General features: G+C 62.9%; 17 protein-coding genes and 1 tRNA gene. 11 read left to right on the top strand and 7 right to left on the bottom strand.

The features are described 5' to 3' along the window. The first annotated feature begins 55 nt into the window (after positions 1-55). Both ACTJKX_RS18145 and ACTJKX_RS18140 read left to right on the top strand, forming a co-directional pair. The gene (locus tag ACTJKX_RS18145; RefSeq protein WP_311934480.1) at positions 56-1,588 is read left to right on the top strand and encodes an acyl-CoA carboxylase subunit beta; all 1,533 of its coding nucleotides are present in this window, start codon (positions 56-58) and stop codon (positions 1,586-1,588) included. A 416-nt stretch (positions 1,589-2,004) separates the two neighbouring features. Then, positions 2,005-2,841, top strand: coding sequence for a hypothetical protein (locus tag ACTJKX_RS18140; RefSeq protein ID WP_440726069.1), 837 nt, complete (start codon positions 2,005-2,007; stop codon positions 2,839-2,841). Positions 2,842-2,975: 134 nt separating this feature from the next. Here the strand turns inward: ACTJKX_RS18140 and ACTJKX_RS18135 are convergent, their stop codons facing one another. Together ACTJKX_RS18135 and ACTJKX_RS18130 are read right to left on the bottom strand one after the other, a co-directional pair. Beyond that, complete coding sequence (locus ACTJKX_RS18135; RefSeq protein ID WP_440726068.1) at positions 2,976-3,743, bottom strand: tetratricopeptide repeat protein; 768 nt, start codon at positions 3,741-3,743, stop codon at positions 2,976-2,978. 58 nt (positions 3,744-3,801) lie between these two features. Continuing rightward, positions 3,802-4,818 (bottom strand): caspase family protein, encoded by a 1,017-nt coding sequence (locus tag ACTJKX_RS18130; RefSeq protein ID WP_440726067.1) that lies wholly within the window; start codon positions 4,816-4,818, stop codon positions 3,802-3,804. Positions 4,819-5,046: 228 nt separating this feature from the next. Between ACTJKX_RS18130 and ACTJKX_RS18125 the strand changes: the two genes are divergently transcribed. From ACTJKX_RS18125 to ACTJKX_RS18115, 3 genes are all read left to right on the top strand, one after another. Then, positions 5,047-7,062, top strand: a complete 2,016-nt coding sequence (locus tag ACTJKX_RS18125; RefSeq protein ID WP_440726066.1) for an acetyl-CoA carboxylase biotin carboxylase subunit — start codon at positions 5,047-5,049, stop codon at positions 7,060-7,062. A 33-nt stretch (positions 7,063-7,095) separates the two neighbouring features. After that, positions 7,096-7,770, top strand: a complete 675-nt coding sequence (locus tag ACTJKX_RS18120) for a Crp/Fnr family transcriptional regulator (protein WP_394309639.1) — start codon at positions 7,096-7,098, stop codon at positions 7,768-7,770. Positions 7,771-7,869: 99 nt separating this feature from the next. Beyond that, positions 7,870-8,301 carry a hypothetical protein gene (locus ACTJKX_RS18115; RefSeq protein ID WP_394309638.1) on the top strand — a complete coding sequence of 144 codons (432 nt, stop codon included), beginning with the start codon at positions 7,870-7,872 and terminating at the stop codon, positions 8,299-8,301. A gap of 143 nt (positions 8,302-8,444) precedes the next feature. Here the strand turns inward: ACTJKX_RS18115 and lipB are convergent, their stop codons facing one another. Continuing rightward, positions 8,445-9,197: a lipoyl(octanoyl) transferase LipB gene (lipB, locus tag ACTJKX_RS18110; RefSeq protein WP_367626845.1), complete on the bottom strand. Its 753-nt coding sequence runs from the start codon at positions 9,195-9,197 to the stop codon at positions 8,445-8,447. Between the two features lie 182 nt (positions 9,198-9,379). On the opposite strand from lipB, the gene ACTJKX_RS18105 reads away from it, so the two are divergent. After that, positions 9,380-9,464: transfer RNA gene (locus ACTJKX_RS18105), tRNA-Leu, on the top strand. Positions 9,465-9,524: 60 nt separating this feature from the next. Here ACTJKX_RS18105 and ACTJKX_RS18100 read toward each other — a convergent pair. After that, positions 9,525-10,379, bottom strand: a complete 855-nt coding sequence (locus ACTJKX_RS18100) for a polysaccharide deacetylase family protein (RefSeq protein ID WP_440726065.1) — start codon at positions 10,377-10,379, stop codon at positions 9,525-9,527. A gap of 167 nt (positions 10,380-10,546) precedes the next feature. Between ACTJKX_RS18100 and ACTJKX_RS18095 the strand changes: the two genes are divergently transcribed. Further along, positions 10,547-11,302, top strand: a complete 756-nt coding sequence (locus ACTJKX_RS18095; RefSeq protein ID WP_311938637.1) for a glycoside hydrolase family 25 protein — start codon at positions 10,547-10,549, stop codon at positions 11,300-11,302. A gap of 37 nt (positions 11,303-11,339) precedes the next feature. Here ACTJKX_RS18095 and ACTJKX_RS18090 read toward each other — a convergent pair whose 3' ends face one another. Next, on the bottom strand, positions 11,340-11,603 hold the full coding sequence (locus tag ACTJKX_RS18090; protein WP_367626843.1) for a DUF3253 domain-containing protein: 264 nt from the start codon (positions 11,601-11,603) through the stop codon (positions 11,340-11,342). A gap of 809 nt (positions 11,604-12,412) precedes the next feature. Between ACTJKX_RS18090 and ACTJKX_RS18085 the strand changes: the two genes are divergently transcribed. The 3 genes from ACTJKX_RS18085 (at position 12,413) to ACTJKX_RS18075 (ending at position 14,040) form a co-directional block, all read left to right on the top strand. Next, a complete protein-coding gene (locus ACTJKX_RS18085) occupies positions 12,413-13,057 on the top strand; it encodes a glutathione S-transferase (protein WP_367626842.1) in 645 nt (214 codons plus the stop codon). Beyond that, entirely contained in the window at positions 13,057-13,476 is a 420-nt protein-coding gene (locus tag ACTJKX_RS18080) for a DUF1489 family protein (RefSeq protein ID WP_440726064.1), read from the top strand. The genes ACTJKX_RS18085 and ACTJKX_RS18080 overlap by 1 nt, the downstream gene beginning before the upstream one ends. 204 nt (positions 13,477-13,680) lie before the next feature. After that, positions 13,681-14,040 carry a hypothetical protein gene (locus tag ACTJKX_RS18075; RefSeq protein WP_311938645.1) on the top strand — a complete coding sequence of 120 codons (360 nt, stop codon included), beginning with the start codon at positions 13,681-13,683 and terminating at the stop codon, positions 14,038-14,040. Between the two features lie 70 nt (positions 14,041-14,110). On the opposite strand, the gene ACTJKX_RS18070 is transcribed toward ACTJKX_RS18075, so the two are convergent. Continuing rightward, entirely contained in the window at positions 14,111-14,686 is a 576-nt protein-coding gene (locus tag ACTJKX_RS18070; protein WP_394309632.1) for a PAS domain-containing protein, read from the bottom strand. A gap of 389 nt (positions 14,687-15,075) precedes the next feature. Between ACTJKX_RS18070 and ACTJKX_RS18065 the strand changes: the two genes are divergently transcribed. Then, positions 15,076-15,825 carry a rhomboid family intramembrane serine protease gene (locus ACTJKX_RS18065; protein ID WP_367626839.1) on the top strand — a complete coding sequence of 250 codons (750 nt, stop codon included), beginning with the start codon at positions 15,076-15,078 and terminating at the stop codon, positions 15,823-15,825. A 109-nt stretch (positions 15,826-15,934) separates the two neighbouring features. Here ACTJKX_RS18065 and folP read toward each other — a convergent pair whose 3' ends face one another. Next, entirely contained in the window at positions 15,935-17,230 is a 1,296-nt protein-coding gene (gene folP / locus ACTJKX_RS18060; protein ID WP_311938650.1) for a dihydropteroate synthase, read from the bottom strand. Positions 17,231-17,234: the final 4 nt, after the last annotated feature.

Raw genomic sequence — 17,234 nt, 5'->3', positions numbered from 1 at the left:
GCTGTATGGAACAAGGCGCGGCAGGTTCCAACAAGAGCCGCGGGAAGCGCCCTTCATGAAGCATATCCTGGCCGAACTCGACACACGCCGCACCCAGGCCCTGCTGGGCGGCGGCGAAAAGCGCATTGCCGCGCAGCACGCCAAGGGCAAACTCACCGCACGCGAACGCCTGGAACTGTTGCTCGATGCTGGCTCCTTCGAGGAATTCGATGCCTTCGTCGAGCACCGCGCCGTCGATTTCGGCATGGATCGCACCCACATCGCCGGCGATGGCGTCGTCACCGGCTGGGGCACGGTGAATGGCCGCAAAGTCTTCGTCTTCGCCAAGGATTTCACGGTGTTCGGCGGCTCGCTGTCGGAGACCCACGCCAACAAGATCAACAAGATCCAGGACATGGCGCTGAAGAATCGGGCGCCGATCATCGGCCTGTTCGATGCTGGCGGTGCCCGCATCCAGGAAGGCGTGGCAGCGCTGGGAGGCTATGGCGAGGTCTTCCGGCGGAACGTGCTGGCCTCCGGCGTGATCCCGCAGATTTCGCTGATCATGGGGCCTTGCGCGGGCGGGGACGTCTATTCGCCGGCCATGACCGACTTCATCTTCATGGTGAAGGACACCAGCTACATGTTCGTCACTGGCCCTGACGTCACCAAGACGGTCACCAACGAGACGGTGACGGCCGAGGAACTCGGCGGCGCATCCGTGCATGCCGTACGCTCCTCCGTAGCGGATGGCGCCTATGAGAACGATGTCGAGGCTCTGCTGCAGATGCGCCGGCTCATCGATTTCCTGCCGGCCAACAATTGCGAGGGACCGCCGGAGATCCCGTCCTTCGACGATATCGAACGGCTCGAGCCTTCGCTCGACACGCTGGTGCCGGACAATCCCAACAAGCCCTATGACATGAAGGAACTCGTCACCAAGCTGGCGGACGAGGGGGACTTCTTCGAGATCCAGTCGACGTTCGCACGCAACATCATCACGGGCTTTGCGCGCATTGCGGGGCGCACCATCGGCATCGTCGCCAACCAGCCGATGGTGCTGGCCGGCGTGCTCGATTCCGATGCCAGCCGCAAGGGCGCGCGCTTCGTGCGCTTCTGCAACGCCTTCGAGATCCCGATTGTCACCCTTGTCGATGTTCCCGGCTTCCTGCCCGGCACAGCGCAGGAATATGGCGGCCTGATCAAGCATGGCGCCAAGCTGCTGTTCGCCTATTCGCAGGCTACGGTACCGCTGGTGACGGTGATCACCCGCAAGGCCTATGGCGGTGCCTATGACGTCATGGCCTCCAAACATGTCGGGGCCGACGTCAACTATGCCTGGCCGACGGCCCAGATCGCGGTAATGGGGGCCAAGGGCGCCGTGGAGATCATCTTCCGCCAGGACATGGATGACCCGGAAAAGATCGCCAAGCACGTCAAGGGCTACGAAGACCGATTTCTTTCGCCCTTCGTCGCCGCGGAGCGCGGCTATATCGACGAAGTGGTCCAGCCGTCCCAGACACGCAAGCGCGTGGCACGGGCCCTTGCCATGCTGCGTAACAAGCATGTCGAGGCTCCCCGCAAGAAGCACGACAACATCCCGCTATAGTGAGGCGGCCCTATCGGTTATTCTGCCTGCCGTAGGGGAAAATGACAAAACATGGTGAATCCCGCGCGCAGCGTTTCCTGCAGGCCTGCCCTGCGAAGCGCGCCTCGCAGGGCAGGCCTGCGGCAGCGGCATGGCTGAACCCTGAAAAGGGTTTGATATCAGATAGATATCGGGTGTAACGGATCGGCTTCTTTACATCGGCTCTATCGTCGACCCCTTGGTGGCCGCCAAGCCAGAAGCTGTGAATGATCGGATTTCGGCCCGACATTGCCACAGGATTGTGGCGAACCGCACATTCTTTGGCCATGTGCGGCCCTTAGGGTGAGACTCATTAACGCCACTTTGAGTGGTCCAGGCTCAAATTGGCATCATGAGGCGCCGCGAGTTTGGCGCAAACCAAGGCAAGGCACGACACTATGGTGACGTCACCTATCGCAACTCTGATTCAACCCGCCCTGGAGCGCGGTTCGATCGAGGATTCCGAAGTCCAGCAAATGCGTCAGCGTTGGCAGGACGGCGTGCAGCTCCAGGCCGCCGATGCCGACGCACTCTTTGCGCTTCAGGGCGTACTGGCCGGGCGCAACAAGGGTTTCAACGCCCTCTTCGAGGAAATGCTGACGGCTTTCGTCCTGGATCGCAACGAGCCAAAGGGCAGTATTTCCAAGGAGCAGGGAGCCTGGGTGCTTTCGATGCTCGATGGCGGCGAGGGACTGGTGGCCAATGCCGCCGAGCTCGGCTTGCTGATCAACCTGGTCGAACAGGCCGACAGCGTACCGGATGATCTCGCCAGCTTCGCATTGCACCAGATCCAGCATGCCGCGATGACGGGCGAGGGACCGGCCGCCAAGGGCCGCATCCATTTCTCCCGCGTGATCGATACGCAGGACATCGCCAACATGGCCCGCCTCTTCCAGGTCGAGAAGGGCGCCAAGCGTCGTATCGTCTCGCGCCAGGAAGCCGAGATGCTGTTCGACATGGCCGAAGGCTGCAACAGCGAGGACCCGGCCTGGGACGGGCTATTTGCCGAGACCATTCAGGCCCATCTGCTGGCGACCAACCAGCCGAGCAATACGGGCGGCCGTTCGCTGGCTACGCCCGTGGTTCTGGCCGATCGCGATAGTGCCTGGCTGAACCGACGCATCCAGCACGATGGTCGGGTGAGCCGCGCCGAGCGGGCCCTGCTGGCCCTGGTCGATCCGCGCCAGATGGCAGCGACCAACAATTGGGAGCAGTCGATCAGCCAGATGATCTGATTGGCTCGATCCACTCGAATCCATCTCATCGAATGCCGGCCCTTGGGCCGGCATTCTGCTTTTTCGGCAAGGTGTTGGCTGCCAGGGATGAATCTCGGCATCAGCCCGTTCATCCCAAATCTTATCGCCTCGTCTTATCTGCCCGCCAATTTGCGCAGGGCGGCGCGCGCCTGCTCGTTGAAGCTTGAAGTGATCGGGCCGTCATAATAGCCCCGGGCCTTGAGCTTGAGCAGCATCTCGGAATGGAAGCGTGGCGACCAAGCCTTGGCGTTGGTCAGCAGCTCGTTGAGCTCGAACTCGGAACCGCGCTCCAGGGCCTTGAAGGCATAGTCGGCGGCTTCCATCGGATTCTTCGCCGTGCCCCGGCCGTTGTTGTAGTAGGAGGCGAGGCTGGCCAGGCTGTTGGTGTCGCCGAGATCGGCAGCCTTCTGGTACCAGCGCAGGGCCTCGGCATAGTCCCGCTTCACGCCCTTGCCGCCTTCGTAGAGCAGGGCGATGTTGGCATGGCTTTCCACGTCGCCGCGGTCGGCGCCCTGGCGATACCAGCGCATGGCCTCGGTATAGTCCCGGGATACACCGAGCCCGAGTTCGTAGAGATAGCCGATACTCACATAAGAATTGGCATAGCCGCCATCGGCGGCCTTGCGGAACCAGCGCAAGGCTTCGGCATAATCGCGCGGTACGCCGCTGCCCTCGCGATAGAGGAAGGCGAGATTGTGTGCCGCGGCAAGGCTGCCGGCGGCGAAGGCCTGCTGATAGGTGGCGAAGGCCTCGGCGTGGCGCTTGGCGGCATCGAGGGCGCGCCCATACTGGAAGAGCAGCCGCTTGGTGCCGGGATATTGATGCAGGGCATCGTTGCAGGCCGCGACGGCCCGGGCGACATCGATCTGCCCGAACAGCACGCCTGCACCGACCCGGTCCGGATCCAGCGGGCCGGCGGCCAGCCTGTTGCATTCGGTTTCAGGCGGCGGGATCCGACGCCGTCTGCGGGACGACAGGAGGCGCCGTCTTTGTCGTCGCCGGCACCGACAGCTCCTTGATGCGTTTGTCAGCCAGTTCGCCGAAGAAGGTGTTGGCGTAGCGCTTGCGGAAAGTCTCGAGTTCACCGACATCCGTGCTGCCCCGTAGCGCTGGCCAGACCTGTGCAGCCTCCCCGAAGAGCGGATCCGTCGCGGGAGAAGCACCGGCCGAGGCCGGTGCTTCCATCAGGGACAGGACGCCACCGCCGAGCGATCCGTTGACGAAAGGCTGCTGCTGGTTCCCGGTATCGGACATGACATCGTCGCGCACATTACCGAGCATGATGCGGACATCGATGCCGGGTTCGACGATGCGCTTGATCAGCGAGGCAGTGAAGGGACTGTTCAGACCGTCGCCGTCGGCGGCCACAGTGCCGGCGGCGGCTGAATAGGCAATCAGGGTGTTCGTGCCGGCTGGCTCGACGCGGGCCAGACCGCGAGAGACTGCCCGATTGGCGTTGCTGCGGCTCATGCGTGGCAGAAAGGGATTGTTGCGGCAGGCATCCAGGATCACCAGCTTAAGGCGAGAGGTTCCTTCGATCGAGCGCAGAACCCTGTCGAGGGTCACGGCTTCGTCCTCGACGTCCCGGTCGGTCGCGAGGCGGGCGTCCACCGGCAGGAGATAATTGACGCCGTTGAGTTCCATGCCGTGGCCTGAATAATAGATCACCGCCACGTCCGCCGTGGTGGCCTGCGTTTCGAAGGCTCGCAATGCCTGCACCATGCCCTGGCGGGTCAGATCGTTTTCAGGCTGGATGATGGTGAAGCCGGCCTGGCTCAATGCTGCCTTCATGCCGCTGACGTCATTGGGCGGATTGATCAGCATCACGGCATTCTGATAGCGGGCATTGCCGATCAGCAGGGCAACGCGCTTGTCGGCATGGGCCACGCCGGCTGAGCCCCACAGGCCGACGAATATCGCGACCGACAGCACGGCCCTGATATGGACGATCCTCATGCGCATGTGGTCCCCACCACCCCTGAAGCCAGTCCGGATCTTAGCAAAGGGGCAGGGGGCGTAAAGCGAGGAGGGAACAGCGTTGTGGCGGGAATCCCCAGAGGTCCTGCGATCAGCGGTGCACGCCGCCTGAATCTCCCCGCGGGCTTATTGCGTGCGGCCGCAATCTATGAGACGCCCTAGAGAAGGGCAGCGGGCCCTAAAAAGGCATTCTGGGTGATTGCTGGCATGTTTTCCAAAGTTCTGATCGCCAATCGCGGGGAAATCGCCTGCCGCATCATCAAGACGGCACGGCGGATGGGCATCGCAACGGTTGCCGTCTATTCCGATGCCGATCGCGACGCCCTGCATGTCGAGATGGCCGATGAAGCCGTCCATATCGGCCCGCCACCCGCCGCCCAATCCTATCTCCAGATCGAGAAGATCATCGAGGCCTGCCGCAAGACCGGCGCCGACGCGGTGCATCCCGGCTATGGCTTCCTGTCGGAGCGGGAGGCCTTCGCCACGGCACTCAAGCAAGCCGGCATCATCTTCGTCGGTCCCAATCCGCATGCCATCGCTGCGATGGGGGACAAGATCGAATCCAAGAAGGCGGCTGCAGCAGCGGGCGTTTCCACCGTGCCGGGGCATCTCGGCATCATCGAGGATGGCCGGGCCGCCATCCGCATCGCCGAGGAGATCGGGTATCCGGTGATGATCAAGGCCTCTGCCGGTGGTGGCGGCAAGGGCATGCGCATCGCCTACTCGTCGGCCGAAGTCGAAGAAGGTTTCCGCCTGGCGCGTTCGGAGGCCAAGGCGAGCTTCGGCGACGACCGCGTCTTCATCGAAAAATTCATCGTCGAGCCGCGTCATATCGAGATCCAGGTGCTCGGCGACAAGCATGGCAACGTCATCCATCTTGGCGAGCGCGAATGCTCGATCCAGCGCCGCAACCAGAAGGTGATCGAGGAAGCACCCTCGCCATTGCTGGACGCCGAGACGCGGTCCTTGATGGGGGCCCAGGCCGTCGCGCTCGCCAAGGCGGTCAATTATGATTCCGCCGGCACCGTGGAATTCGTGGCCGGGCAGGACAAGAGCTTCTACTTCCTGGAGATGAACACCCGCCTTCAGGTCGAGCATCCCGTGACCGAACTGGTGACCGGCATCGATCTCGTCGAGCAGATGTTTCGGGTTGCCGCCGGTGAAAAACTGGCCTTGAAGCAGTCCGATATCAAGCTGTCGGGCTGGGCGGTGGAATCGCGCGTCTATGCCGAGGATCCCCTGCGCAATTTCCTGCCCTCGATCGGCCGGCTGACCCAGTATCGCCCGCCGGCCGAGCGGCGCGAGAAGGGCGTTACGGTGCGCAACGACACCGGCGTGTTCGAGGGGGGCGAGATCTCGCTCCACTACGACCCGATGATCGCCAAGCTTTGCACCCATGCTCCGACGCGCGCCGGTGCGATCGCCGCCATGTCGGACGCGCTCGACAGCTTTGCCATCGAAGGTATCCGCCACAATATTCCTTTCCTTGCGGCTCTCATGCAGCATGAGCGTTGGCAGGAGGGGCGGTTGTCGACCGCCTTCATCGCCGAGGAATTTCCGGGCGGCTTTTCGGTCAGCCCGCCCCAGGGTGCAGTCGCCGACCGGTTGGCGGCGGTCGCCACCGCGATCGACCATATCCAGAACCAGCGCAAGCGCGGCATCAGCGGGCAGATGGTCGGCAAGCCGGTGGTGTTCGAGCGCCGTCGCGTGGCTGTTCTCGGCGATACCTCCTTCACCGTCGAGGTCGACGAAGCGCGCGGAGAGATGCAGGTGACCTTCCTCTCGCCGGAGGGAGCGCCGGAACGCCTGGTGACGCTGACCTCCGATTGGAAGCCCGGACAGCCGGTATGGTCGGGCCGCATCCATGGCGAGCCGGTATCCATGCTGGTGCACGCCATTGCCAATGGCGTGGTGCTGGCCCATCGCGGCGCCGCCGCCGACATTCGCATCTACACCCAGCGCGAAGCCGAGCTCGCCCGCCTGATGCCGGTCAAGAGCAGCGCGGCACTCACGACTGCCTTGCTGTGTCCGATGCCCGGGCTGGTCCGGGCCATCGAGGTCACGGAGGGGCAGGAGGTCAAGGCCGGGGAGGCGCTCTGCGTCGTCGAGGCGATGAAGATGGAGAACGTCCTGCGTGCCGAGCGTGACGCGACCGTCAAGAAGATCCGCGTCAAGCCAGGCGATACGCTGGCCGTCGATGCGGTGATCATGGATTTCGCCTGAGAGCCAGGTCGTCGAATTGCAAGGGGAGTGGGTTTGAGCGTCTGGGACCAGTTCTTCAGCTGGGGCGCGCTCCCCGGCCATATCGCCTATGCCATCATCGCCATATCCTACCTCCTGACCAACATCTTCTGGCTGAGGCTTGCTGCGGTAGTCGGCATCGCCCTGGAGGTTGTCTATTTCCTGTTCAGCGGCTCGGCCGTCTGGCCCTCGATCGCCTGGGACAGCGCCTTCATCCTGATCAATCTGGTACAGCTCGGCATTCTCCTGCGCGACCGTCTCAGCCTGAAGCTCTCGGCCGACGAACAGGCCTTCATCAAGCCCATCGTCGGAGACCTCGACAAGGCGCAGATCGCCCAGCTTCTGCGGACAGCGGAATGGCGCACTCTGGAGCCTGGCTCGATCGTGACCACCGAGGCCGATCCGGTGCATGAGCTCACTTTCATCTGTGAAGGGCAGACGGAAGTGCGCGTACGCGACCAGCTCGTTGCCCATGTCGGCGCCGGGGCCTTCGTTGGGGACGTGTCCTTTGCCACCGGCGTGCCGGCGACCGCCACGGTGGTCACGGAAAATGCCGTGCGGGTGCTGGCTTTCGACCAGGACAAGCTCAAGGCACTGTGCAAACGGGATGAGCAGATCGCACATGCCCTCTACCGGCGGATAGGCGGCGGCCTGGCCGACAAGATGCGGGTGGCAACCGGTCGGCTCTGAAGCTCTTTGCGATCCGGCCGAATCAAAACTTCGAAACGCGACGTTAACCCGCGGATGTTACAAGCATATCCAGCTTGGGTTCATTGCGTTGTCAGGACAATGCTGTCAGTCGTCATCCTGCGTTTGCTGCTTTCACCGTCCGGCGCGATCGATCGCGTTGCCTTCACCACCGGTGTGGTGCTGCTGGCGGCGCTCGCCGTCGGGGGGCATCATGCCCTGCAGGGCTGGAGCGGTCCTTATGGCCTGGGCTCCTTTGCGTTTGTGGCTGCCATCGCCTGGTCCGCCATCTGTCTCTCACGCAAGCGCCTCCATGATTTCGGCTGGTCCGGCCTGGTGATTCCAGCCTTTCTGGGTCTCTATCTGCTGGCGGTCGCCATTGCGATCTTCGTTCTCGACCGGGGGGCCTTGGCGTCCTGGCAGCAGGCCCTGGCGACATTCAGCTTGTTCAGCGGTCCCATGGTCGGCTGGCTGATCGCATTGGCGATCATTCCCGGAAGCGGGCTCGCCTCCAGCACGAGAACGAGCTGGTAGCCGCAAGGTCAGCTCCGGCCTGGAGCAAAGCCCGCACAAGCGTGAACGCTTATTTGCTTCCAATTCCTTGTTCCCAAGCCAATCCAAAGGATTGGCTAAGGCGTCTTTGCGATTCTTGGTGATTCACCAAACCGCAAAATATTTTAAGCGCATGATCCCAGTGCCTTGGCGGCATTTCCCGAATCGGTTTCTGCACGCGGCAGGTGCGTCTGCCCGAAGATCGGCTCGAAGGTCTGGCGCAAGGCAAGATCGACATCCTCCAGCGTCACCGGCAGGCCGAGGTCGACCAGGCTGGTCACGCCATGGTCGCGGACGCCGCAGGGAACGATGCCGGAGAAATGCTCGAGATCGGGTTCCACATTGATGGCGATGCCGTGGAAGGAGACCCAGCGCTTGAGGCGGATGCCGATAGCCGCGATCTTGTCTTCGGCGCCTTCGCCGCGCTCCGGGCGTCTCACCCAGACGCCGACCCGGTCCTCGCGGCGCTCGCCTCGCACGTGAAAGGACCAGAGCGTTTCGATCAGCCAGGCCTCCAGTGCCGTCACCAACCGCCTCACGTCCTGCCGGCGGCGCTTGAGATCGAGCATGACATAGGCCACGCGCTGGCCGGGACCGTGATAGGTATATTGCCCGCCTCGCCCGGTCTGGTGCACCGGGAAACGATCGGGAGCAACCAGATCCTCTCGCCGGGCCGAGGTGCCGGCGGTGTAGAGGGGCGGGTGTTCGAGCAGCCAGACGCATTCGTCGGCCGTCCCGTCCGCGATCGCTGTTGCCCTGGCCTCCATGGCCGCAATGGTTTGCTCATAGGGACTGAGGCCCGCAATCACCTGCCACTCCACCGGCGGAGAATCGCGTCCGGGCAGGAAACTGTGGTCGAGGGCATTGCGGCTGGTCACTGGATCGGTTCCAATCGGGGAAACAAGCCCTTCATATCGGCGGATTTCGGGGCTTCGACAAGGGCTTGCATGCTAAGTGAAGGAAAAGCGTGAATTGCCCTTGCTGCCCTGTGATCGATCTGTTAGACGATGCGCCGCTTCACATGGCAGCGCGTTCTTCGAGCCGGCCCTGTGCAGCAACCGCGGTCATGGCGGAATTGGTAGACGCGCTACCTTGAGGTGGTAGTTGGGAGACCAGTGGAGGTTCGAGTCCTCTTGACCGCACCAAATTCGAGCTTGGCTCCAAAGGCGATCCGGAAACGGATCGCCTTTTTGGTTTGTCGATAGCTATTGCGACAATGGGCGCCGGACCTTGCCGACCGGTCTGCCCTGGCCCGCGAGGATGCGCTCGGTCTGGGAGAACCAGCCAGCGGGAGCCGGTGTCGTTTCGAGCGCGCCGGAGCCGGGCACCATATGCACGATCCGGAATCCGCGCATCTTCAACTCCTGCAGAAATTGCGGCAGCATGGCCACGGTGCGGGGTTGGATGTCGTGCAGAAGCACAATGCCGCCCTTGTTCTTCTCGAGCCGCCCCAGAACCAGCTTGAGCTCCTCCTGAGGCGTCTCAGGTTCCCAATCGCTGGCCCACAGATCGGCCCCGAACACCACCATGTCCAGCGAGGCGAGCCATTGGTCGAGGGCAGGGCTGTCGGCGAAGCCCGGAAAGCGGAAGAAGGGTTGGTGCGGGCGCTCGCTGGCTGCGCCCCATACCGCCTTGTCGACGGCACGATAGCCGTTCTCGATATCGGCGCGAGCCCGCTCGAATGGCAGGCGCCGCAGCACTGGGTGAGTCATCGAATGATAGGCGACCGTATGTCCCTCCTTTGCGACCCTGGCGGCCAGGGCGGGAGCGGCAGCGGCGTTGCGGCCGATCATGAAGAAGGTGGCCTTCACGCATTGGCTTGAAAGAGCATCCAGGATCTTTTCCGTGCGCCCTGGCATCGGCCCGTCGTCGAAGGTCAGTACCACCTCTCCAGGGGCCAGCCGCAGGGTCTGGGGATAGGTCTTGAAACCCACTGCGCCGCCGCCGACGGTGCCGACGGGCAGCGTACGGGACACGCCCAGGGCCTCGGGCGGGCAGCCGGCGAGGGTGGGTGCAGTCAGGGCGCAGGCGAGGGCGGCAGCTAGGGCCAGGACTTTCATGATAGGATTTGACCGGTAATGGGGGATGATTCGCCTGATAGGCGTGTTTTCGGGCCGAGTCTTCAAAGATTTTTGTCGACAGTGAGGAGCGGTTAAGCTTCTCTCTCTACCCTGTGTTCCAGTCGTTGAAGTGCCGGATGTAACGGCCATTCATAATGGGTTTCACAATGCGATCGCTGTCGTGCTTCATGCGCCATGGGCTCATCGCAGCAGGTGTACTGGTTCTCAGTGCCTGCTCGACCGTTCAGCAAGCCTATCCCGAGGCGAACAGGTTTCCGGTGCACGGCATTGATGTCTCGAAATATCAGGGTGTCATCGACTGGAATGCTGCCGCTCGCGGAGGCGTACGCTTCGCCTATCTGAAGGCGACGGAAGGCGGCGATCGCGTCGACGACAAGTTCAAGGCCAATTGGGAAGGAGCCCGCGCCGCGGGCATACCGACCGGTGCCTATCATTTCTATTATTTCTGCCGGCCGGTGGAGGACCAGGTCGCCTGGTTCAAGACCCATGTGCCGCCGGCAAGCGATGCCCTGCCGCCGGTTCTCGACATGGAGTGGAACCACCTCTCGCCGACCTGCAAGCTGCGTCCGCCTGCCCAGAAGATCCATGCCGACATGGCGGTGTTCCTGCGCGAGATGGAGCGCTTCTATGGCAAGAAGCCGATCATCTACACCACTGTGGACTTCCACCGCGAAATCCTGACCGGCGAACTGGAGAGCTATCCCTTCTGGGTGCGCTCGGTGAAGGGCCATCCTTCCGGGCGCTACGGCAAGCGTTCCTGGGCCTTCTGGCAATATACCGCCACCGGTTCGGTGCCCGGCGTCCAGGGGCAGGTCGACCGCAACGCCTTTGCCGGTTCCGAGCAGCAATGGCAGGACTTCCTGGCCCAGAACGTCGCCACCGGCAGTATCGCCGCCAATTGAGCTTCAATACCGTTGAAAGCGCCGGTGACGCCTCGCCTCAGTCGATCCGCACCGGTCCGAGCCGGTAGACGCCCTTGAAATCGTCGGGATCGGCTGGCGCACCCTTGCGATAGATCACCAGCCGGCCTTCCTTGGCCAGGCGCACGACGATGCGGCGAAGCGGCTGCATCAACGGTCCCCACTGATCGGCGGCCTTGCCCGCGATTTCTTGCGCGATGTCGGCGGGCGCCATCGTCTTGCCGGCCGGCAGGGCTGCGATCAGACGCAGTGCCGTCTGTTCCAGGAGGTCCTTGTCTACCATTGAACTCGCGATCTGGATGGGGAGAGCGCCTAGTGCCCGCCATGAAAATGTAGAGCGGTTTCCATTCCTTGAAACGAAAACCGCTCTCTGCATTCGAAACATAGACCCCGTTTCACTTGGAGGTCGTTTCTTGCTTAGGGCGACCTTGTTCAGCAGCTGGTTGTACCCGGCGGGCAATCATGGACCGGGCCGGCGCCTGCTGGCGCACTGGGGGCCGGCGATGGGCTTTCGACCCGAGGCGCACTGGGCGTTGGCGAGGGGCTCCCGATTCGAGGGGCCGGGGCTGACCAGCCAGGACGAGACAAGCCGGGAGAGCCACCGACGTTGGAGGTGACCGGTGGCCTTGAACCGGGAGGGGCATTCCGCCAGCTGAAATCGCCACCCGCAGTCGGGCCAGGCCCGGGGCCTGTATCCGCACCTGGCTCTCCTGGATTTGGCCGGCCGGGGCGCGCTCTGCCAGGATAGCGATCGCGGCGGTCGCGACGGTGATCGCCATAATAATTGCCGCCATAGTAGCCGGGATCGCTGTAATAGGGCCGATCGGAACCACCGCCTCCCGGTACGGCGCAACTGGCCAGGGGAAGGGTGAGCAGGCCGGCAAGCAAGACCATCTTCTTCATAGGCACGACTCTCAGATGCGTTGCAGTTCGTGGATGGGACAATGAAGGTGCTGCCGCCGGCTTGCAACCGGATGTTTGGCACCCGGGTCGTCATACTGCAGGCCCCTACGGCATGTTGACGGAGGCAAATCTCCGTTTGCGCGCCCGCGCAGGAGGCGGCATGGTGCGGCCCGTGTTGGAGTGCACCCCTTGAAACTGATCATCGGCAACAAGAATTATTCCTCCTGGTCCATGCGTCCGTGGCTGGCGGCAAAGTCGGCCGGCATGCACTTCGAGGAGCAGATCATCTGGCTGCGCCATCCCGAAACCTCGGCGATGATCAAGGCGACCTCGGCGGCCGGCAAGGTGCCGATCCTGATCCATGGCGACATCATGGTGCACGAATCCATCGCCATCCTCGAATATCTGGCCGAGATCGCGCCACAGCTCTGGCCTGAGGATCGCGAGAGCCGGGCTCACGCCCGTGCCATCAGCGCCGAGATCCATGCCGGTTTCCTGCCTCTGCGCCGCAATTGTCCGATGAACATCAAGCGCCGGCCCAAGGCCATCGCTCTCGACGACGAGACCCTGGCGAGTGTGGAAAGGGTGGTCGATCTCATCATCGATTGCCGCACGCGTTTCGGCGGTGGTGGCGATTTCCTGTTCGGTGCGCATTTCAACAATGCCGATGCGATGTGGGCACCGGTGGTGAACCGCTTGCACGCCTACGACATCAAGGTGCCAGCCGCTGTACGCCGCTACATGGACGCGGTGATGGCGACGCCGATGTGGCGGGAGTGGGAAGCGGCAGCCCTCGAGGAAACCGAAACGATCGTCGATATTGATTCAGTGTGATGAGCCTCAACCTGATCAAGCTATGTGTCGGCGCCGAATCGATCGCCGACCTCGAGGAATGGATCGCCCTGCGCCTGCGCCTGGCGGGTGAACAGATCCACACCACGCGCATGATGCCGAAGAACCGCGAGGCGATTCTCGACGGCGGCTCGCTCTATTGGGTGATCAAGGGCATTGTCTCGTGCCGCCAGCGCATCACGGATTTGCGCGCGCGCCGTGACGAGCACGGCATCTCGCGTTGCGACATCGTGCTCGATCCGGCGGTCGTCGCCGTCGATCCCCGCCCGCGCGGTCCGTTCCAGGGCTGGCGCTATCTCAGCGCGGCCGATGCGCCGCCCGATCTCGCCATGGCCGGCTCGGCTGATGCCGATCTACCCATCGAGCTCCAGCGCGAGTTGCGCACCATCGGCCTCGTGTAGCTCTCGGGCCGTCCAGGACGGCTGCGAGAATGCTGCAAGGCGCGTTCACGCTATAGTCACACTCCATGCGTCATTATGGCACGCAATCGCCGGGTACCTGAACATTGTTGGTTATCAAGCGTTAACCATGACGTGTGCAGGATGGCACTTCGAAGTTTCACCGCTCTGGCATCATGGCCGTAAGTTGAGTGGATGGAGGACGCCATGTTGATCGCAAGTACAGAAGGGCAGGGCTGGTGCTACGAAGTCATCGCGCAGTCTGACGGCTTTCTCGTTCAGGCTCGCGATCTCGATACCGGCGAAGTTTCACTGAACGAAACCACGTTGTTCCGGACCTCGCCGGTGGCGCTGGCCTATGCCGATATGGCGGCTGCTGCGGACCGCTTCGCCGCCTCGAGGCTCGAAGAGGTCGAGGACTGGCAGGTTCTCGCCGATGATTATCATCACGAACTGGATCGTTTCACCACCATTCGTGATCGCTTGTCCGATGACGGCGTGGGTGGCGACTTGCTTCGTTGCAGCCGGGCGGGCTCGCTGCGAGATCAGGCTTATCGGCTGCACTAAGGCATTTTCCAGAAAAACCGATAGGCTTTTCGATTGAGAAAATGCCTCTGAATAGAAAACGTACGCCCGGTCAGGCGCTGGCCTTGCCGCCTTCGACCAGGGTGAGATGGCCATAACGCCGGGTACCTGTAGGCAGGGCCGTACGTCGCTGAACGCGCGCGGTTGCCGGGATCTCTTCCACCGAGACGATATCGAAACGCGAAATGGGATGCAGGCCGATCCAATAGGGGGCCTCGCCTGGCGTCAGGCTGCCGAGGATACGCGAATTGGCCTTGCCGCGATGGTGGAGTGGCAGGAGCAGCAATTCCAGATCGAGATGATGGCCTTGCAGCGTGCTGCCGCTCAGCGCAATCACCCGTGCCGTCAGGTCCGACGATACCGCCATTACCAGTTCCGCCAGGCCAGTTCGATCGGTCCAGCGATCGAGCAGGGAGGCACCGCGCAGTTCCTGGCCGAGCAGGGCGCACATCCGGGTTCCGGCCAGGCGGAACGGAAAGCTGCGGTTCTTGTCGATCTCCACGATGAAGGTATCGCCCAGCACGCGGCGGATGGCGCCCGGATCGATGTCGACACGTTCGGGAGCCGGCCGTTGACCACGCAACTGGTCCCAGTAGCCGTAGAGATCGCGTGTCGCCGTATTCTTCATTGGTCAGCCGCCCCCAGAGCAGCGTTCGGCTGAACGCCTTTTGCTCTAACTCTCTGTTTCCAAGCCAACCCGACGGATTGGCTAGAGCGTCCCGTGGTTCACGGCGTATCTGCCGGATCACAAGGCGCCAGTGGCATGTTCCGATTGAGGTCGGCCCGTGCCCGTGCTTCAGCGATGCGAGCGACCTTCGTTCGAACGCCGCTCCTGCCCGTCATAGGCGGGCGAGGAGGTGACGATAGCACCGGCATGGGCGCGGACGGCAGGGGGGAGGATGGTTACCGCCTGGAAACGAATTATTAATGTTAACAAAAGGTTAATGAAGCCGAATCGATGTTAAGAATGACCGGGCGGATGACCACAGTTTGCTTCCTGCTTCAGGAGATATGTCTTTGTCATTGAAATCGCGCGGCAATATCGATCCGCCGGCGGCCTTCAACGTGCCGGCGGTCGTGCTGCTGCTCACGGGCCTCATTGTCCTCGTTCACATTGCCCGGGCGGTGATACCCGGAAGTTGGAGCGCTTGGCTGGTCGGGGTCTTCGCCTTCACGCCCCTGCGCTACGATCCCTCGATCGGGGAGAGCATTGCCTGGCCCGGCGGACATCTTGCCGATATTGCCGGCTTCCTGACCTGTTTCTTTCTTCAGTCCGATCCAGGCACGTTGATGATCAATGGTGCGGCCTTGCTGATCCTGGGTGCTGCGGTAGCCTGGCGTTTCGGTACCTGGCGCTTTCTGGCCTTCACCGCCCTGTGTACCGTTGCAGGCTCGTTCGCCTGCCTGCTGTTCTATTGGGGCAGTGCTGCCGCCATGGTGGGCGCAGGTGGCGGCCTGTCGGGCCTGTTCGCGGCTTCGATCCATTTTCTCTTCAAGGGCGGATCGGCGATGGCGGCGTTTCGGGTCGCCGGCGGTGCGGCCTTTCGCAAGCCGGCCTGGACCTTAAGGGACGCTCTGGCAGACCAGAACGTACGCATCTGGCTCGCCGTCTTCGCCTTCATCACGGCCTGGAATGCCGTCAGCCCGTTGATCCTCACCACGTCGCAGGTGATGCCCGGCTGGCCGGGTAACATAGGCGGCTTCCTGGCTGGCCTGCTCCTGTTTCGCTTCTTCGACCGTCAGCCACGATTGCGCCGGGTCGTCTGAAACTTAGAGCAAAACGACTTTTCTCCGATCGTTGTTTTGCTCTAATCCCTTGTTTCGACGCGTTTTCTTAATCGGAAGGTCTATCAACGTTTCTGGAAAACACTTTAAATCAGCTCATCGCCTGCCCTTCGACCGCGCTCCAGACGGCCAGGGCTTGCCGCGTCTGCGCGACATCGTGGACGCGCACCGCATCGGCGCCGCGCTGCGCGGCGGAGAGAGCGGCGGAAACCGATCCGGCTACGCGCTCCGAGGCCGGCCCATGGCGGTCGACGCCGCGGATGAAGATCTTGCGGGAAGCCCCGATCAGCACGGGAAAGCCGAGGGCACGCAATTGCGGGGTGGCGTCGAGCAGGGCCAAATTGTGTTCCATCGTCTTGCCGAAGCCGATGCCGGGGTCGAGCCACAGGCGTGAGGCGGCGATGCCATCCTTGATGGCGCGCTCGCATTTGAAGCTCAGCTCGGCGCAGACATCCTTCACCACGTCTGCATAAACAGGATTGATCTGCATGCTCTGTGGATCGCCCTGCATATGCATGAGCACCACGGGGGCATCATGATCGGCGACGGCCCGGCGGCTGGCTGGATCGTCCAGGGCCGTGACGTCGTTGATCATGGTGGCGCCCGCGGCGAGTGCGCGGGCCATGATCTCGGCGTGGCGAGTATCGATGGAGATCAGGCGGTAGCGTCGTTTGGCCTCCTCGGCGAGGGCCTCGATCACGGGGCCGACGCGCTGCCATTCGGTTTCGATGTCGACGGGGGAGGCCCCCGGACGCGTCGACTCGCCACCGATGTCGAGAATGTCGGCGCCTTCCTCCATCAACTGGCGGGCATGGGCGATGGCCGTCTCGGCATTGTCATAGCGTCCGCCGTCGGAGAAGGAATCGGGCGTGACGTTGACGATGCCCATCAGCAGCGGCACCGTCCTGAGCGCTCGCACATGGGCTCGATCACTGCGCGCCAGCATCAGGCTGACGGTTTCCCCATTGACGGGATGACGCCAGCTCGGGGCGATGTCGGCAAGCGGTGCGAGGACGAAGGCCCGCTCATGCATGCGCGGATGCGGCACCACGAGGTCCGGCGTGTCGATGATATCGCTGCCATAGCCGATCAGGTCGAGATCCAGCGTGCGGGCGGCATTGCGTTCGCTGCGTTCGCGCCCGAACTGCAATTCGACGTCGAGCAGGACGGAGAGAATCTGATGGGGCGTGAGGGTGCTCTCGATGGCGATGACCTGGTTGGCATACCAGGGTTGGTCCGAGCGCGGCACTGGTTCGGTCAGGAACAGGCGCGAACGCGCGGAAATCGTCAATCCACGGGCCGCCAGGGCGGATACCGCCCGGCGCAGGGTTTCCCGGGGAGCTCCTTCGGAGGATGGAAGATTGGCACCGAGGGCGACGTAGATCATGGAA

The sequence above is a fragment of the Labrys sp. 22185 genome, assembly GCF_052045555.1.
GTDB classification, from domain to species: domain Bacteria; phylum Pseudomonadota; class Alphaproteobacteria; order Rhizobiales; family Labraceae; genus Labrys; species Labrys neptuniae.
The sequence above is the reverse complement of the archived record's forward strand: the minus strand, read 5'-3'. Positions and strand labels throughout refer to the sequence as shown.

What these genes read in the sequence shown, in the direction of transcription:
- folP (WP_311938650.1), bottom strand. Translation starts at nt 17,230, where the DNA reads ATGATCTACGTCGCCCTCGGTGCCAATCTTCCATCCTCCGAAGGAGCT.
- ACTJKX_RS18075 (WP_311938645.1), top strand. Translation starts at nt 13,681, where the DNA reads ATGTTGATCGCAAGTACAGAAGGGCAGGGCTGGTGCTACGAAGTCATC.
- ACTJKX_RS18145 (WP_311934480.1), top strand. Translation starts at nt 56, where the DNA reads ATGAAGCATATCCTGGCCGAACTCGACACACGCCGCACCCAGGCCCTG.
- ACTJKX_RS18125 (WP_440726066.1), top strand. Translation starts at nt 5,047, where the DNA reads ATGTTTTCCAAAGTTCTGATCGCCAATCGCGGGGAAATCGCCTGCCGC.
- ACTJKX_RS18080 (WP_440726064.1), top strand. Translation starts at nt 13,057, where the DNA reads ATGAGCCTCAACCTGATCAAGCTATGTGTCGGCGCCGAATCGATCGCC.
- ACTJKX_RS18115 (WP_394309638.1), top strand. Translation starts at nt 7,870, where the DNA reads ATGCTGTCAGTCGTCATCCTGCGTTTGCTGCTTTCACCGTCCGGCGCG.
- ACTJKX_RS18130 (WP_440726067.1), bottom strand. Translation starts at nt 4,818, where the DNA reads ATGAGGATCGTCCATATCAGGGCCGTGCTGTCGGTCGCGATATTCGTC.
- ACTJKX_RS18090 (WP_367626843.1), bottom strand. Translation starts at nt 11,603, where the DNA reads ATGGTAGACAAGGACCTCCTGGAACAGACGGCACTGCGTCTGATCGCA.
- ACTJKX_RS18140 (WP_440726069.1), top strand. Translation starts at nt 2,005, where the DNA reads ATGGTGACGTCACCTATCGCAACTCTGATTCAACCCGCCCTGGAGCGC.
- ACTJKX_RS18100 (WP_440726065.1), bottom strand. Translation starts at nt 10,379, where the DNA reads ATGAAAGTCCTGGCCCTAGCTGCCGCCCTCGCCTGCGCCCTGACTGCA.
- ACTJKX_RS18070 (WP_394309632.1), bottom strand. Translation starts at nt 14,686, where the DNA reads ATGAAGAATACGGCGACACGCGATCTCTACGGCTACTGGGACCAGTTG.
- ACTJKX_RS18095 (WP_311938637.1), top strand. Translation starts at nt 10,547, where the DNA reads ATGCGATCGCTGTCGTGCTTCATGCGCCATGGGCTCATCGCAGCAGGT.